The organism is Bradyrhizobium sp. WBOS07 (assembly GCF_024585165.1).
Taxonomy (GTDB): Bacteria; Pseudomonadota; Alphaproteobacteria; order Rhizobiales; family Xanthobacteraceae; genus Bradyrhizobium; species Bradyrhizobium japonicum_B.
On record NZ_CP029008.1, the window covers coordinates 2,245,133 to 2,259,287 of the forward strand.

A 14,155-nucleotide genomic window follows, 5' to 3' on the forward strand; every position below is an offset into this window, starting at 1 on the left:
ATCAGAGCTTCTCGGCGCCTGCGCGGAACATGCCGATCACGAGCTCGCTGGCGCCGTCGATCGCGCGCCGCACGGTCGAGCCGGTGCCGATCGCTTCAGCCGCATAGACTGGCGTCTCCACCGCGATGTTGCCGCTGCGCCAGACCCTGACCACGCCGACCTTCTGGCCGGCCTCGACCGGCGCACGCACCGGGCCGCTATAGACGACGCGCGCAATCAGCTTGTCGCTGCCGTTCTTGTGCACCATCACCTTCACCGGAGTCTTGGCGACGAGCTTGACCGAGCGGCTCTCGCCGCCGAACACCTTGGCATAGCCGACGGGCTGGTCGGCCGCGATCAGCGTGCGGGTCTCGAAATTGCGAAAACCCCATTCCAGCATCTTCTTGGCTTCGCTGGCGCGATCGTCGGGGTCGTCCAGTCCGTTGACGACGACGATCAGCCGCGTGCCGTTCTGCACGGCCGAGCCGACCATGCCGTAGCCGCCTTCCTTGGTGTAGCCGGTCTTGAGACCGTCGGCGCCTTCCAGCGAATTGAGCAGCGGATTGCGGTTGGGCTGGCGGATCTTGTTCCAGGTGAACTCCTTCTCCCCGAACAGTTTGTAGAACTCCGGAAAGTCCAGGATGATGTGGCGGGCGAGCATGCTGAGCTCACGCACCGTCATCTTGTTGGCGGGGTCGGGCAGCCCGCTGGAATTGCCGAAGGTCGACCTGGTCATGCCGAGCTCGCGGGCGCGCTTGGTCATGAAGTCGGCCGCGAAGATCTTCTCGTTGCCGGCCATGGCTTCGGCGAGCGCGATGCAGGCGTCATTGCCGCTCTGGATGATCGCGCCGTGCAGGAGATCGTTGACGGAGACCTTGCTGTTGATGGCGGCGAACATGGTCGAGCCGCCCGAGGGGGCGCCGCCCCGCCGCCAGGCGTTCTCGCTGATCCGGTACTCGTCGGTCAGCTTGATGTCGCCCTTCTTGACCGCATTGAAGACGACCTCCGCCGTCATCAGCTTCATCATGCTGGAGGGCGCGCGCAGCTCGTCGGCGTTCTTCTCGAACAGCACGCTGCCGCTCGTGGCTTCGATCAGGATCGCGGTCGGAGCATCGCCGTCGAAGCCGGTATCGTCGGCCTTCTTGGCGCCCTGGACGCTCTGGTTGGCGGCCAGAAGCGCCCCGCTCCAGCCGACGCTTGCCACCAGGATCGTCGCCATCAGGCCGCGCGCAAGCGCTCCGGCGGTGAACCGGGTGCGACGGTGCGAAAGAAAACGACATGCCATGGCCAAGCCCTGAGAGCAGCGTTCTAACAGCTGGAATCGGTGCGAACAACGCGACGTTGGACGCTTGCCCAGAGATTGCACGATTCTCGCCGTGCCCCTATCGTGGCACCTCACCTTTCCCGACCAAACCCCTGAAACAAGGCGGAAAAGCGATGTCCTCCACGCGCATGATCAAGGCCAACGGCATCGAGCTCTTCATCCGCGAAGCCGGCCAGGGTCCGCTGGTGGTGCTGTGCCACGGCTGGCCCGAGCTGTCCTATTCCTGGCGCCACCAGATCCCCGCGCTCGCGGCCGCCGGGTTTCACGTCGTCGCCCCCGACATGCGCGGCTACGGCCAGAGCGCCGCGCCGCCCGAGGTTGCGGCCTACTCGATCTTCGACACGGTCGGCGACGTGGTCGGCCTGGTGCAGGCGCTCGGCGAGACCAGGGCGATGGTGGTCGGCCACGATTGGGGCGCGCCGGTCGCCTGGCATGCGGCGCTGTTCCGGCCCGACATCTTCACGGCGGTCGCCGGCTTGAGCGTGCCGCCGCCGTTCCGCGGCCGCGGCAAGCCGCTCGATTTGCTGCGCCAGGGCGGCGTCACCAATTTCTACTGGCAGTATTTCCAGACGCCGGGTGTCGCCGAGGCCGAGCTGGAGCGCGACGTCGCCCGCACCATGCGCGTCGTGCTCGGGGGACGCGGCCTGGCCGACCCCACCGCCGCGATGTTCGTGCAGGAGGGCAAGGGCTTTCTCGGCCATGCGGGCGCTGAGGAACCGCTGCCCGGCTGGCTCAGCGAGGCTGACCTCGCCTATTTCACTGAAAGCTTCCGCAAGTCCGGCTTCCGCGGCGGGCTGAACTGGTATCGCAACATCGACCGCAATTGGGAGCTGACGGCGCCCTGGCAGGACGCGCAGATCCGTCAGCCCTCGCTGTTCATCGCCGGCTCCAAGGACGCCGTCATCACCGGCCTGATCGGCGCCAAGCGCGTCAACGAGCTCGAGCGCGTGCTGCCGAATCTGAAGCAAAAGCTGATCCTCGAGGGCGCCGGCCATTGGGTGCAGCAGGAACGGCCCGACGAGGTGAACGCGGCGCTGGTGCAATTCCTCAAGGCCAGCGCGGCCTAGTAGAGCCCGCGGCCGCTCAGGATGTTGCGCGCCTCGGCGGCGCCGTCGGACGTGGTCTCCGTCGCGTAGCGGCCATCAGCGTCATAGGACACGGCGCGGGCGTTCTGGAGCGCCCGGCCCCGGCTGCGGCTCGATGCCGACATTTCCGAGGTCGCATTGAGCGAGGCCATGTCGGCGGAGGTGCTGCCGAGATTGTAGGGCCGGCCCTCCGGCATCGGCACGTCGCCGCGAATGGCTCCGCGGCCCGATGATGGCAGCTCCGGCACGAACGGCTTGGCCGAGGCGACCCGGACCATCGAGGGCGACGGCGCCGGAACGCCGGTGCGCAGGGTCGCCAGAAGCTGGCGGTCGTCGGAGCCTTCCAGCGGCGCCCGACCGACATATTCGACGCGGACCTTGGCGACACCATTTCCTTTGAATTCAAGGAGTTCGGCGGCCTTGTTCGAGACGTCGATGAGGCGATTGCCGTGATAGGGTCCGCGGTCATTGACGCGGACGATCAGCGACTTGCCGTTCGAGATGTTGGTCACCCGGGCGTAGGACGGCATCGGCAGGGTCGGATGCGCCGCGGTCAGCGAGGTCATGTCGAACACTTCGCCATTGGCGGTCAGGCGGCCGTGGAAATCGTCGCCGTACCAGGACGCCACGCCCTCGGCGCGATAATTGACGTCCTCCTCCGGCACGTAGGTCCGGCCCGCCACGACATAGGGCTTGCCGATGCGGTAGGTGCCGCCGCCCTTCGGAACGGGGTCCCCGAAAGCCACGACCCGGGGGCTCGACGACACGCCGTATTTCGGATCGACGCGGCTGGCGAATTTGTTCGAGGAGGCGCAATTGGCCAGCGCAACGCAGGCTGCGACCGCCGCGACACCACGCGCGGCCCGCAAAACCGAATCTGACCGTCGGATCCCCATTCGCCCCAAATACCACTTTGCCGGAGGCGTACCCAACCCGCTTTGGCTACGGGGATCGCTGTCCGGTCATCTGATCCGAAGCGGCCCACCACCGTCTCGGAAGCGGTAACGATAACGCAACCCGAACACGGCGGAAATGGGGAGCCGGCGGCGATCCCGCCGGCATGGTAAACGGGACGTTCGCATTTTTCCGTTGTTCTACGGAACGAGGCCGCCTGCGCTGTGCCACGGCTGGACATTCTGTTGCGCCGAATCCTCACTCCACCCCCATTGTCGCGCCGCTCTCTGGAATTCTTTTGACTGTGCAAGGCCGCCCGCGTTCTCTCGGCTGCAAGGGCGGGATTTGGAATTTAACGATGATCGAGACGGTTTCGGCACTGATGGGTCTGGTAAGCGCGGGGATCTTCCTGGCCCATGCGTTTGAAGGTTACCGCACGAGGGCCTGACGGCACTCGCGCAGACGGCAAGCATCACCTCTTTCAAGAACGGCGCGTTCGGACAATTCTTGATCCGATCCGAGCGGGCATCGAAGACGAGAGCGGCAGGTGTCCCATGCGCAACCATGACCTGGTATCTGACGGCTTCCTGGCATTGACTGCCGGCGGCTTGGTCCTGCTCTGCTCGAGCCTCGTGGCGCTGGCCTTCGCCTGAGCGCCACCCTCTCCTTCCCGCGCGCAGCTCAGCGCAGGCCCAGCAGCGAGCGGCGATAGAGGCCGCCGCGGGCCTCGCTCTGGCACACGAAGCTGCCGTCGAAGCCTTCGCCGTACCGCTTCTGACCCTTGCGGTAGTAGACGCCCTTCTTGAAATCGAGCCACACCACCTTGTCGCGTGGACAATGACGCTGCGCCTGCGCCTCGTAGCGGAATGGCGTCAGCGGGTTCGCCGCGACTTCCGCGGAGCCGGCGCCGACCATGATCGCGCCGGCGAGCGCGATCCCACCGGTCCATCTGCCGAAGCCGCTTCGCGTCATTCCCCGCCTCCCGATCCGCGCCGCCATGCGACGGCGCGCGGCAACGGTAGCACGAAATGGCGCGCGGAAGGCGCCAGTCGCTGGAGGCAGCGGACCGCCGTCTATTGCTTGTCGGCTTCGAGCTGCGCGAGCGCCTGATGCAGGCACTCCTGGAGCTTTTGCGCGACCTGCTCACGCGCGACGCCGCTGGCGGCAAGATCGGCCGATACCTTGTCCACGACTTCGTTCATCGTCCTGTCTTGCAGATGGTCCGTGACCAGCGTCGTTGCGTAATTGGCAGCGGCATCGCCGGTCAGACCGAGCCGGCTTGCGGCCCAGAGACCGAGCAGCTTGTTGGACCGGGCCGTGGCCTTGAACACGAGTTCTTCGTCGTGGACGAATTTGGCCTCGAAGCCCTGCTCGCGCTTGTCGAACGTGGTCATGGTCAGCTCCATTGCGCATTCGCTGATGGGGATTGGACTGGCTGGGGTCGAACGTCTCCGCGGTTCACGTCGATCGGATCTGCCTGCAGCTTCCTCCCGGACCGCGAAGGCCGTCAAGCCAGCCGTCGCACGGCACAACGCAAAAGCGCCCACCGGCAGGGAAAGCCGGTGGGCCCGTCTCGGATCAGTTCAACGATCTGGTTGGATCAGCCGCGTGCGCTCAGCGCTTCGCTCAATCCTTGGCCGCGGCGGCCTCGCGCGCAAGGCGCTCGGCTTTGAGCCGCTCTTTGTTGGCGTAAAACGCCTTCTGCGCCGCTTCATGGTCGCGCATGGCCTTTTCGGCCTCGATACGGCGTGTCGCATCGCGCGCCTGGCGCTGCTCGGGGGTCAGGGGTTTGCGTCGGAAGGAAAGGTCTTCAGTCATGGCCAGATAACGCGCGTGTGAGGAAAGAGTTCCCGGCCTGCCCCATGCGCGGCCTCACAAATATCGAAAAACAACCCCATGCACAGTAGCTATGTTATTGTAAAATAGAACGTTTTTATGGGCCTTGAGGGCCCTACAGCTCGATCTCGGCGATCACGGGCAGATGGTCCGAGAAGGCTCGCGCCGCTTCGTCGGTCCACACTTTCGCGATCCGGCTGTCGGACGTGGCATAGATCCGGTCAAGCCGCATCAGGGGGAGACGCGACGGGAAAGTTCGCAGCCGCGTCCGGTTCGGGCAGACCTGCGCGAGCACGCGCCGCACCGACCTGACCCAGAACCAATCGTTGAAGTCGCCGAGGACGACGGTCCTCGCCGGCCGGACCAGGCTTACCAGGGCCTGCGCCTGCGCATAGCGCTCGTGAATGCTCAAGCCGAGATGTGTGGCAACCACGCGCACGTCCCCGGACGGAGTCAGCAGGCTTGTCGCAATGGCTCGGCGCGGCTCGCGCTCCCGATACGACACGTCGACGATCTCCGGCATGCCTGAGAACGGAAAGCGGCTCAGGAGCATCTGACCGTATTCGCCATCCGCAGTGACGATCGACTTGGCATGAACGCGGTGATCGCCGACGACACTCGCAAGTTTCGCGAACGGATCGTCCGACCTCGACCGCGAATCCACCTCTTGAAGCGCGACGACGTCAGGGGCCCATTTGCGAAGGATGGAGCAGACACCCTCCAGATCGAACTTCGGATTGAGGTTGAACGTGCCATGCACGTTCCATGTCATGAAGCGCATCAGCGTCTCCCGGCGAGCCAGGTCGCCAGGAATTGCGCCCCGGCGCAGAGGCCGAGCCAGCCCAGGAACGCCAGCACGAGCAGCAACATGCTGCTCCAGGATGCAGTGCGGGCGACGTCCGCGATCTGAGCCCCCAGAACCGCCATGGCAAGGATGCCGGGCGTCATGCCCAGCACGGTTCCGACCAGGAAGTCACGCAGAGGCAGCGTGCTCGCGCCGGCCACGACATTCACGATCGAGAACGGTGCGATGGGAATCATCCGGATGACGACGACAGCCAGGACGCCCTTGCCGACGACGCGATCCTGGATCCGCGCCGCACGCCGTCCGAGCAATTGCTGGAGCCGCTGTCGTCCGAGCGCCCGCCCGATCACGAAAAGGATGAAGGCACTGAGCAGGACGCCAGCGGTCGCCGTGACGAAACCAAGCCAGGGCCCGAGCGCGGCCGCCGTCGCCGCAATGAGCACCAGCACCGGAAACACCACCAGCCCGCCGAGGACAAAAGCCACGATCGCGAGCGGCGGTCCCCAGCCGGAGTGCGGATACCTGGACAGCAAGGTCGAGAGGCGCCCCGTGTCGGTGAAATCGCTCAAGGAGGTATATGACCAGGCCGTCGCCAGGCCCAGGAGCGCCACCGCGATCGCGACGATCCCGATGATGGTCTTGGTGCGCCACATGCGCGAAGCCGCACGCTCGAAGTGCAAGGGATGCTCGGGATCCGCGACCGGCTGAACCAGGGTCGCGAGCGTGCTGGTGATGACCGAGGGCTCCACGGCCCGCAGCGTCTTGGCCCCGCCGGCTTTCGACACCTCGTCCAAGAGAGCAAGGAGATGATCGTCGTTCTGCGTAACGCGTCGTTCATCCAGGCCGCAGAAATGGGCGATCAGGCGCCGGCGGACCGACGCGATGAAGGAGCGATGCTCGTCGGATACGGCCTCGAAGATCAGGTCGCATTCGCTGTCGGCTCCCATCGACCGGTTGTTGAGATTGGCTGAACCGATCCGCAGGATCTGATCGTCGACGATCATGAGCTTGCTGTGCACCATCACGGCAGCTTCCTGATCCCCGTCGCACGTGACGGGGTAGACGAAGCGGATGCGGTCGGCCACGCCCGCTTCGCTGAAGCAATCGATGAAGGCCCCGCGGCCGTTTTGCATGGCCTGGGACTCCAGCCACGAGGAATGCAGTTTGGGAGCGACGACCAGAACGCGAAGCGACGGCACGCGCTTCATCTGCTCCGCCAGCACGTGTGCGATCCCAGTGGCGCTGGTGAACTGGTTCTCGATGTAGATGAAGCTGGTCGCCGACCGGATCGCCGCAATCAGCGAGCGTTCGACTTCCCGGATGGTCGAGCCCGTAGGGCAGACCACTTCGGTCCTGGCAATGCCCACCTGCATCTGCTCGGCCTCGACCGGCACATGCGAGGGCCAGCGCACGCTCTTCGGTGCGCGCCGATCAGGCGTCTGCTGGCCCGCGGCACGCCAGCGCTGCTCCACGAGTTCGAACAGCGAGGAGGCGGCGTCACCGTCGACCAGGCATTGCACGTCGTGGAACGGCTTGTATGGCTTGCCCTGGGGGTCGCAGCGCAACGGCTGGTCGGCGCAATGCTCGCTAGTGTCCCAGCGCCTGATCGTCAGGTCGAGCCCGCCGACAAACGCCAGTGATCCGTCGACGCAGACGATCTTCTGGTGCTGGGCCGAACCGAACGGAAGCGTGGAATCCAGCACGAACTGGACGCGTCCGTCGGTGTCGGCGGTGAACTTCGCCGCCGAATTCCATTCTCTTTCCGAGGCGTAGAACGAGACGAAATCCCAGACCAGAATGTTGACCCGCAGCCCCGGCCGGCGCTGCACGAGCGCGCGCACGAAAGGGCCGAGCTGTTCGGGCAAGCCGTCATCGGCCCGCCCGGAAGCTCCGACCAGCCTAGTCTCGCTATGGATATCCCACCCGACGATGTAGACGAGATCTTGAGCCTCGAGCAGCGCCACGCGCAACGCCGCGAAGTAAGCGGCCGCATCGTTCAGGACTGCTACGCGCCGTGCCTTGCACCGTCGCCAGACGGTGTCGCCGGGTATCAGGGTCGATGAGCTCTGAAGCAGGTGGACCTCGCAAATCACGTTCGCGTCTAAACGCGCTGAATGCTCAAGGGGTTCCAGCCTCAGGGACGCGGTTCCGGCTGCGAAGGCCGGGGGGATGGCGATGATCCCCGCGCCATCGCGCCTTGCCGCTATTTGGTTCGGACAGTCTTTGCTCCAGCGCCCTTCAAGACAGCCGCGATCTTGTCAGGCGTATCGCCGTGAAAATCCACGGAGACCTCGATCGGCCCCTCCAGCTTCTGGTGTCCCTCCGGGGCGGGCTCCGCCTTGGCGTCGCTGCCTGCCGGACGGGTCCCTACCGTGTTGGCGGCGCCGGCGGGCTGAACGAAGACGTCGCTGCGCGGCACGCCGCATTCCTGCACGACATGCTCAACCGCAAGCTCGGCGCCGCGGCGCGTGTCGAATTCGCCAATGATGGTACTTTCCAAGAGCGCTCTCCGTGACCGGTCGAGAGTGCGAACAACCGGCCAGCAAGGACGAGGTTCCTGAAGGTCAAAACCGGACGATGCCGAACAGAAAGAGCAGCGCGACGGCGATCGAGCCGGAGATCAGGCCCTCCCCTGCGCCACATCGCAATCGCAATGTCGTGAGGCCACGACATCATTGAGACAGGTCAATACGGGCTGGCCCAGGCTCTGGGAACCTCGCGTCGGCAAGCAGATGGAGACGGCCATGTCACAGCAGAGCAGCGCGCACTATTATCTCAATTGGGCCAAGGAGCGGATCGACGAGATGGACGCCGCATTGGCCTCGTTCGAAGTCAAGGCCGGCCAGGCCAAAGCCGAGTCCAAGGTGAAGACCGATCAGCTGCTGTCTGATCTGACGAAGCGCCGCGACGAATTTCAGGCGATGCTCAAGACCCAGGCCGCAGCAGGCGAAGCCGCCTGGACAGACGCCAAGGCCGAGCTGGAAAAGCAATGGGCGGGATTCGAAGCCCAGGTGAAGACCTACTTCGAAGGCGCCGGCAAGCAGTTCGAGCAGCAACAGGCCACCTTCAAGGACGTTGCGGCGGCACAGGCCAAGGCCTGGCGCGAAGCCGCCGACAAATTCCGCGAGGCCGCGGGCAAAGTCGCCGCAGCCCGCACCGTCGATGTCGATGCCGCGCTCAAGCAGATGAAATCGGATGCATCCGAAGCAGAAGCCCGTCTACAGAAGCTGAAGCAGGCCGGCAGCGAATCCTGGTCGGTCCTGAGTGCGGCGCTGGCTGAATCCCGCAAGGCGTTCGATCAGGCAAACCAGGCGGCATGGGAGGCGCTGAAGGGCGGCAATGTGAAGAGCTGAGAGCGGATGAGGCGGACCTTTTCGCTATGCTTCGGCTCCGGCCGAAGCGCCCCTGACCCGATGCGCTCAGCTTCCTTTGGCCGAGGTCCCTGATTGCGACCCGCCCAGGCCTGGATTGATGGCCAGCGACGCTCCCGCAGCGCCGCCGGCTTCATAGGCCGTCATCGACACCATCCGCCCGCTGCTGCGCTGGTTCCGAAGATTGAGGCCGAGCTTGTCGAATTCTGTGTCGACCACGGAGGTCTTGAGGATCACCAGGCCGCGGCCGGTGCTTGCGTTGGCCTGATCGCGATCGTCCTTGATCGCCACCAGCCTTTGCGCGATGGACGCCACCATCCCAAGCGCGAAGGAGGCATTGGCCAGATGCCGCTCCTGGTGCCGGAACCTGCCGTACTCGATCGAGGTCTTGAAGCGGCCGAGCTCGGCGCGCACGGCGCCGTCGATCAATTCAGCGAGGTAATGCGCGACCTCGACATCCGCGCCGAGACCAAAGAACACATAGACGTTCTCGCCGTCGGCGTTCTTCTCGCGCCAGACCCGGCAATCGCAGAAATGAGCGATCGCGCCGATGCAGTCGTCCAGGGGAATCCGCTTCTTGCGATTGGTCTCGAAGACCCTCCGTTCGCACGGCGAGGCGCGCAGCTCGACGTCGGAGAGCGACAGATCATGCCGATCCAGCAGCTCGGCAACCTTGGCGGCGGCGGACAGCGCCTCGTCCTCGGTGCAGCCATTGGCGATCGTCTTGGCGCGCAACGCCTGAATGCGGAGCTTCAGTTTGTCGAGCGCGGCCGGATTGGAGGTTTGATTCACCGATGACCTACCTGGGGAAAGCCGGACCGATAGACCCCTGACGGCTCGGCTTGGCGGAAGGGGTGGGATTCGAACCCACGGTACCCTTGCGGGCACGCCGGTTTTCAAGACCGGTGCCTTAAACCACTCGGCCACCCTTCCAAGCCCGGAATGGTGTCGCTTAACGCAGTCGACCGCGTAAGGCAACGCGAAGTTGGGCTGCTGTGATGGAGTTTGAGTCGCTGTGAGGGCGTCGTTGCAGCGGGGCTTGGTGGGGGCCTCCGGCTGCGGCTGCCGTTGAGACGCCGCGGCGGGCTTGCTTGCATATCGCTCGCGGCCGGCTGCGGAGCGCACTCTTCCGTTGAGCAGGATCAAGGAATTTCCGCCGCCCGCCCCTAGCGTTGGGTGACGCCATGGACGGAGGATCAAGATGAGACTGAAGCGATTCCTGTTAGCCGTTGCGCTCCTGGTTGGAATTGCGGCGCCGGCGCTGGCGCAGCCGTTTCCGCGGCCGGTGCTGCAATTCAACGGGCAACTCATTTTTGGGCCGACGCTGATCGTCGGGTTGAAGGTGGTCAACTGGAGCGATTACTCGCCCGCCCTGTTTGCAGATTCGCCCAAGCTGCCGCCGTGCGGGCTCAATACCTCGGCGTCGCGGACCTGGGTCGATATCTACAACGCCAGAAAGCAAAAGCTCTATGGATTCTGCGATCTCGGCGATCCCTCCAATCTCTCGCAGCTCTGGTTCTCGGTTCCCATCAGCCATCGGCCGAGGTCGGTTTTCATCACCCTCATCGACCGGTTGCAGCGCCGAATAGTCGTGTCGAACAAGGTCGCGATTCCGTGAGCCGGCGAAAGAAAACGCGGCGCCCCATGGGAGCGCCGCGCCAAATCCGTTCGTGACGATGTCCGGCTCAATACCCGCAGGACGCGCAGGTCATCTGCACCGGGGCATAATGGGAATAGCCGGGCGAGACCATCTCGCTGTGGCGGTGATCGTAACGCAGCGGCGCCGGAGGCCCGACCTGCCTCCCTATCGACCCACGGCCCTGCCCTAGCTCGACGGGCAGTCAACCAGGACGGCGCTCCGAATGTATTTCGTCCTCTGGCGGTCAGTGACGCGGCGGCCGAACTCAGGGCTGTAATTGAGGTCGTAGCGGCACCCTGCCTGCATTGCCTTGTAGATCGCGCCTCGCTCGATCACATAGCTTCCCTCTGGAAGCGTCTTGAGCCGGACCTCCGTGATGGTCTGCCGCTGGCCGTGATCCGGACCGAGATAGGTGACCCGGTCGGTCGAGCCGACCGACCAGACGATCGCAACCACGCAGATCAGGGAAACAGCGAGAGCGGCGACCGAGCCGAATTGCGGTCGCTGAAGGGGGGCAAGAAGCAGGCTCATGCCGTTTTGTGTCGTGTCCGGCCCGGCGGTTCAAACAACCCTCGCCTGTCCTTCGACCAAAAGAAAGCGGCGCCCTCGCAGAGAGCGCCGCTCCAATCTCCCAACCTGGTCCGGCTCAGTAGCCGCAGGACGCGCAGTTCATCTGCACCGGGGCATAATAGGAATAGCCGGGCGAGACCATCTCGACGCGCTGGCGCGTCGCGTATTGCGGCGGAATGCGCTGGTACTGCACGCTGGGCGGCGCGACCATCACGGTCTGCGGCACCATCACGGTGCGGTATTGCGCCGGCGTGCGGTGCGCGACGACGGCGCCGGGCGACACCATCACGGTCTCGTCGACGGCGCGGTATTGCGGGGGCACATATTGCTGCTGATAGCAGGTCGTGCAGGGCGGCGGCGTATAGCAATTGTAGCAGCCGGCCGAAGCTGCGCCCGTCATGGACATCGCGGCGACGGCGGTCGAGAAAACAACAGCAAGAGTACGCGACATGTAGTGCCCCAGTTGCCCGAAATGGATTTGCGAAGTTGGCGCATTATACGCCGCAAAATTCAGGGCTGCTGAAGTTCATCAGGGCATCCTTAATGCGAACGGCCGGCTTGCGCCGGCCGTTGAGAACTTGTTGACCATGTGCGCGCCGTGCGCGCGACGCGACGCTTACTTCGAGCGACGCTTCACCTCGCGCACGGCGCCGCGCGCGGCGCTGGTGGTGAGCGCAGCGTAGGCCTGCAGCGCGGTCGAGACGTTGCGCTTGCGGCCCACTGCCTGCCAGGCCAGATCGCCCTTCGCCTCTTCCGCGGCGCGGCGCTTGGCAAGCTCCTCGTCGGAGACCTCCAGCGTGATGCTGCGGTTCGGGATGTCGATGGCGATGATGTCACCGGTGCGGACCAGGCCGATATTGCCGCCTTCGGCGGCTTCCGGCGACAGATGGCCGATCGACAGGCCCGAAGAGCCGCCGGAGAAGCGGCCGTCGGTGACGAGCGCGCAGGCTTTGCCGAGGCCCATCGATTTCAGATAGCTGGTCGGATACAGCATCTCCTGCATGCCGGGGCCGCCGCGCGGGCCCTCGTAGATGATGACCACGACCTCGCCGGCGACGACCTTGCCGCCGAGGATGCCCTCCACTGCCGCGTCCTGGCTCTCGAACACGCGCGCGGGGCCGGAGAACTTCAGGATCGACGCATCGACGCCCGCGGTCTTCACAATGCAGCCGTCCTGCGCAAGGTTGCCGTAGAGCACGGCGAGACCGCCGTCCTTGCTGAAGGCGTGCTCGAGATTGCGCACGACGCCCTTCTCGCGATCGGCGTCGAGCTCGTCGTAGCGGCGCTCCTGGCTGAAGGCGACTTGCGTCGGGATGCCGCCGGGCGAGGCGCGATAGAAGGTGCGCACCGTCTCGCTCTTGGTGCGCTTGATGTCCCAGCGCTCCAGCGCCTCGTTCATGGTCGGCGCGTGCACGGTCGACACCGAGGTGTCGAGCAGGCCGGCACGATCGAGCTCGCCCAGGATGCCCATGATGCCGCCGGCACGATGGACGTCCTCGACATGGACGTCGGCAACCGACGGCGCGACCTTGCACAGCACGGGCACGCGGCGCGACAGCCGGTCGATGTCCTTCATGGTGAAGGCGACCTGCCCCTCATGCGCGGCGGCCAAGAGATGCAGCACGGTGTTGGTGGAGCCACCCATCGCGATGTCGAGCGTCATCGCGTTCTCGAACGCCTTGAAGTTCGCGATGTTGCGCGGCAGCACCGATGCATCGTCCTGCTCGTAATAGCGGCGGACGAGATCCACGATGGTGTGGCCGGCCTCGACGAACAGGCGCTTGCGGTCGGCATGGGTCGCGACGACAGAGCCGTTGCCGGGCAGCGCAAGGCCGAGCGCCTCGGTCAGGCAGTTCATCGAGTTGGCGGTGAACATGCCTGAGCAGGAGCCGCAGGTCGGGCACGCCGAGCGCTCGATCACCTTGACGTCCTCGTCGCTGACCTTGGAGTCGGCGGCGGCCACCATGGCGTCGATGAGGTCGACGGCCTTGGTCTTGCCGGCCAGCTTGACCTTGCCGGCCTCCATCGGGCCGCCCGAGACGAACACGGCGGGGATGTTGAGCCGTAGCGCCGCCATCAGCATGCCGGGGGTGATCTTGTCGCAATTGGAGATGCAGACGAGGCCGTCGGCGCAATGCGCGTTGGCCATGTATTCGACGCTGTCGGCGATCAGCTCGCGCGACGGCAGGCTGTAGAGCATGCCGTCATGACCCATGGCGATGCCGTCGTCGACCGCGATGGTGTTGAACTCCTTGGCGACGCCGCCGGCCTGCTCGATCTCGCGGGCGACGAGCTGGCCGAGGTCCTTCAGATGCACGTGGCCGGGCACGAACTGGGTGAAGGAGTTGACGACCGCGATGATCGGCTTGCCGAAATCGCCGTCCTTCATGCCCGTCGCGCGCCAGAGGCCGCGGGCGCCCGCCATGTTGCGGCCGTGGGTGGTGGTGCGGGAGCGATAGGCTGGCATGGCGGTTTCCGTCCTTGGTTTGACCGGCCGGGCGGGAAAATCTGGCGTCGCCTCAGGCCTTTGTGGCCGGATAGCGCACGGGCTGGGCCGGCGCAACGGGAACTTGGGCATGACAGGGCTCCCCTGCTCCCGGCGGGGGGGCTTCGTCGTTAAGTCCCGTCATTCCGGGGCGATGCGCAGCATCG

The 14,155-nt window shown here is 65.3% G+C and carries 15 protein-coding genes and 1 tRNA gene; 3 read left to right on the top strand and 13 right to left on the bottom strand.

Annotated features, from left to right (window positions below; translation table 11 throughout):
- Position 1: 1 nt before the first annotated feature.
- Positions 2 to 1,198 (bottom strand): D-alanyl-D-alanine carboxypeptidase family protein, encoded by a 1,197-nt coding sequence (locus DCM79_RS10560; protein WP_257180732.1) that lies wholly within the window; start codon positions 1,196 to 1,198, stop codon positions 2 to 4.
- A gap of 218 nt (positions 1,199 to 1,416) precedes the next feature.
- Here DCM79_RS10560 and DCM79_RS10565 point away from each other — a divergent pair, with 218 nt between their 5' ends.
- On the top strand, positions 1,417 to 2,370 hold the full coding sequence (locus tag DCM79_RS10565; RefSeq protein WP_257179787.1) for an alpha/beta fold hydrolase: 954 nt from the start codon (positions 1,417 to 1,419) through the stop codon (positions 2,368 to 2,370).
- Here DCM79_RS10565 and DCM79_RS10570 read toward each other — a convergent pair.
- The 7 genes from DCM79_RS10570 to DCM79_RS10600 all read right to left on the bottom strand — a co-directional run bounded on the left by DCM79_RS10570 (position 2,367) and on the right by DCM79_RS10600 (position 8,423).
- A complete protein-coding gene (locus tag DCM79_RS10570) occupies positions 2,367 to 3,284 on the bottom strand; it encodes a septal ring lytic transglycosylase RlpA family protein (RefSeq protein ID WP_257179788.1) in 918 nt (305 codons plus the stop codon). The two genes, DCM79_RS10565 and DCM79_RS10570, sit on opposite strands and share 4 nt — an antisense overlap.
- A 679-nt stretch (positions 3,285 to 3,963) precedes the next feature.
- Positions 3,964 to 4,254: a hypothetical protein gene (locus DCM79_RS10575; protein WP_257179789.1), complete on the bottom strand. Its 291-nt coding sequence runs from the start codon at positions 4,252 to 4,254 to the stop codon at positions 3,964 to 3,966.
- Between the two features lie 101 nt (positions 4,255 to 4,355).
- Positions 4,356 to 4,676 (bottom strand): DUF1476 domain-containing protein, encoded by a 321-nt coding sequence (locus DCM79_RS10580; protein WP_257179790.1) that lies wholly within the window; start codon positions 4,674 to 4,676, stop codon positions 4,356 to 4,358.
- 232 nt (positions 4,677 to 4,908) lie between these two features.
- Positions 4,909 to 5,100: a hypothetical protein gene (locus tag DCM79_RS10585; protein WP_257179791.1), complete on the bottom strand. Its 192-nt coding sequence runs from the start codon at positions 5,098 to 5,100 to the stop codon at positions 4,909 to 4,911.
- Between the two features lie 133 nt (positions 5,101 to 5,233).
- A complete protein-coding gene (locus DCM79_RS10590; RefSeq protein WP_257179792.1) occupies positions 5,234 to 5,899 on the bottom strand; it encodes an endonuclease/exonuclease/phosphatase family protein in 666 nt (221 codons plus the stop codon).
- Positions 5,899 to 7,887: a VTT domain-containing protein gene (locus DCM79_RS10595; protein WP_257179793.1), complete on the bottom strand. Its 1,989-nt coding sequence runs from the start codon at positions 7,885 to 7,887 to the stop codon at positions 5,899 to 5,901. Before DCM79_RS10595 ends, DCM79_RS10590 begins: the two co-directional genes overlap by 1 nt.
- A gap of 239 nt (positions 7,888 to 8,126) precedes the next feature.
- Positions 8,127 to 8,423, bottom strand: a complete 297-nt coding sequence (locus tag DCM79_RS10600) for a hypothetical protein (protein WP_257179794.1) — start codon at positions 8,421 to 8,423, stop codon at positions 8,127 to 8,129.
- A 244-nt stretch (positions 8,424 to 8,667) separates the two neighbouring features.
- On the opposite strand from DCM79_RS10600, the gene DCM79_RS10605 reads away from it, so the two are divergent.
- Complete coding sequence (locus tag DCM79_RS10605; RefSeq protein WP_028136398.1) at positions 8,668 to 9,276, top strand: hypothetical protein; 609 nt, start codon at positions 8,668 to 8,670, stop codon at positions 9,274 to 9,276.
- A gap of 66 nt (positions 9,277 to 9,342) precedes the next feature.
- Here the strand turns inward: DCM79_RS10605 and DCM79_RS10610 are convergent, their stop codons facing one another.
- Both DCM79_RS10610 and DCM79_RS10615 read right to left on the bottom strand, forming a co-directional pair.
- Positions 9,343 to 10,086: a DUF2786 domain-containing protein gene (locus DCM79_RS10610; RefSeq protein ID WP_257179795.1), complete on the bottom strand. Its 744-nt coding sequence runs from the start codon at positions 10,084 to 10,086 to the stop codon at positions 9,343 to 9,345.
- 51 nt (positions 10,087 to 10,137) lie between these two features.
- Positions 10,138 to 10,227: transfer RNA gene (locus DCM79_RS10615), tRNA-Ser, on the bottom strand.
- Between the two features lie 268 nt (positions 10,228 to 10,495).
- Between DCM79_RS10615 and DCM79_RS10620 the strand changes: the two genes are divergently transcribed.
- A complete protein-coding gene (locus tag DCM79_RS10620) occupies positions 10,496 to 10,912 on the top strand; it encodes a hypothetical protein (protein WP_257179797.1) in 417 nt (138 codons plus the stop codon).
- Positions 10,913 to 11,119: 207 nt separating this feature from the next.
- Here DCM79_RS10620 and DCM79_RS10625 read toward each other — a convergent pair whose 3' ends face one another.
- From DCM79_RS10625 to ilvD, 3 genes are all read right to left on the bottom strand, one after another.
- Entirely contained in the window at positions 11,120 to 11,464 is a 345-nt protein-coding gene (locus DCM79_RS10625) for a hypothetical protein (protein ID WP_257179798.1), read from the bottom strand.
- Between the two features lie 115 nt (positions 11,465 to 11,579).
- A complete protein-coding gene (locus tag DCM79_RS10630) occupies positions 11,580 to 11,903 on the bottom strand; it encodes a hypothetical protein (RefSeq protein WP_257180733.1) in 324 nt (107 codons plus the stop codon).
- A gap of 216 nt (positions 11,904 to 12,119) precedes the next feature.
- The gene (gene ilvD, locus DCM79_RS10635; RefSeq protein ID WP_257179799.1) at positions 12,120 to 13,970 is read right to left on the bottom strand and encodes a dihydroxy-acid dehydratase; all 1,851 of its coding nucleotides are present in this window, start codon (positions 13,968 to 13,970) and stop codon (positions 12,120 to 12,122) included.
- Between the last annotated feature and the right edge of the window lie 185 nt (positions 13,971 to 14,155).

What these genes read in the sequence shown, in the direction of transcription:
- DCM79_RS10560 (WP_257180732.1), bottom strand. Translation starts at nt 1,198, where the DNA reads ATGGCGACGATCCTGGTGGCAAGCGTCGGCTGGAGCGGGGCGCTTCTG.
- DCM79_RS10580 (WP_257179790.1), bottom strand. Translation starts at nt 4,676, where the DNA reads ATGACCACGTTCGACAAGCGCGAGCAGGGCTTCGAGGCCAAATTCGTC.
- DCM79_RS10625 (WP_257179798.1), bottom strand. Translation starts at nt 11,464, where the DNA reads ATGAGCCTGCTTCTTGCCCCCCTTCAGCGACCGCAATTCGGCTCGGTC.
- DCM79_RS10605 (WP_028136398.1), top strand. Translation starts at nt 8,668, where the DNA reads ATGTCACAGCAGAGCAGCGCGCACTATTATCTCAATTGGGCCAAGGAG.
- DCM79_RS10575 (WP_257179789.1), bottom strand. Translation starts at nt 4,254, where the DNA reads ATGACGCGAAGCGGCTTCGGCAGATGGACCGGTGGGATCGCGCTCGCC.
- DCM79_RS10585 (WP_257179791.1), bottom strand. Translation starts at nt 5,100, where the DNA reads ATGACTGAAGACCTTTCCTTCCGACGCAAACCCCTGACCCCCGAGCAG.
- DCM79_RS10565 (WP_257179787.1), top strand. Translation starts at nt 1,417, where the DNA reads ATGTCCTCCACGCGCATGATCAAGGCCAACGGCATCGAGCTCTTCATC.
- DCM79_RS10570 (WP_257179788.1), bottom strand. Translation starts at nt 3,284, where the DNA reads ATGGGGATCCGACGGTCAGATTCGGTTTTGCGGGCCGCGCGTGGTGTC.
- ilvD (WP_257179799.1), bottom strand. Translation starts at nt 13,970, where the DNA reads ATGCCAGCCTATCGCTCCCGCACCACCACCCACGGCCGCAACATGGCG.
- DCM79_RS10620 (WP_257179797.1), top strand. Translation starts at nt 10,496, where the DNA reads ATGAGACTGAAGCGATTCCTGTTAGCCGTTGCGCTCCTGGTTGGAATT.
- DCM79_RS10590 (WP_257179792.1), bottom strand. Translation starts at nt 5,899, where the DNA reads ATGCGCTTCATGACATGGAACGTGCATGGCACGTTCAACCTCAATCCG.
- DCM79_RS10630 (WP_257180733.1), bottom strand. Translation starts at nt 11,903, where the DNA reads ATGACGGGCGCAGCTTCGGCCGGCTGCTACAATTGCTATACGCCGCCG.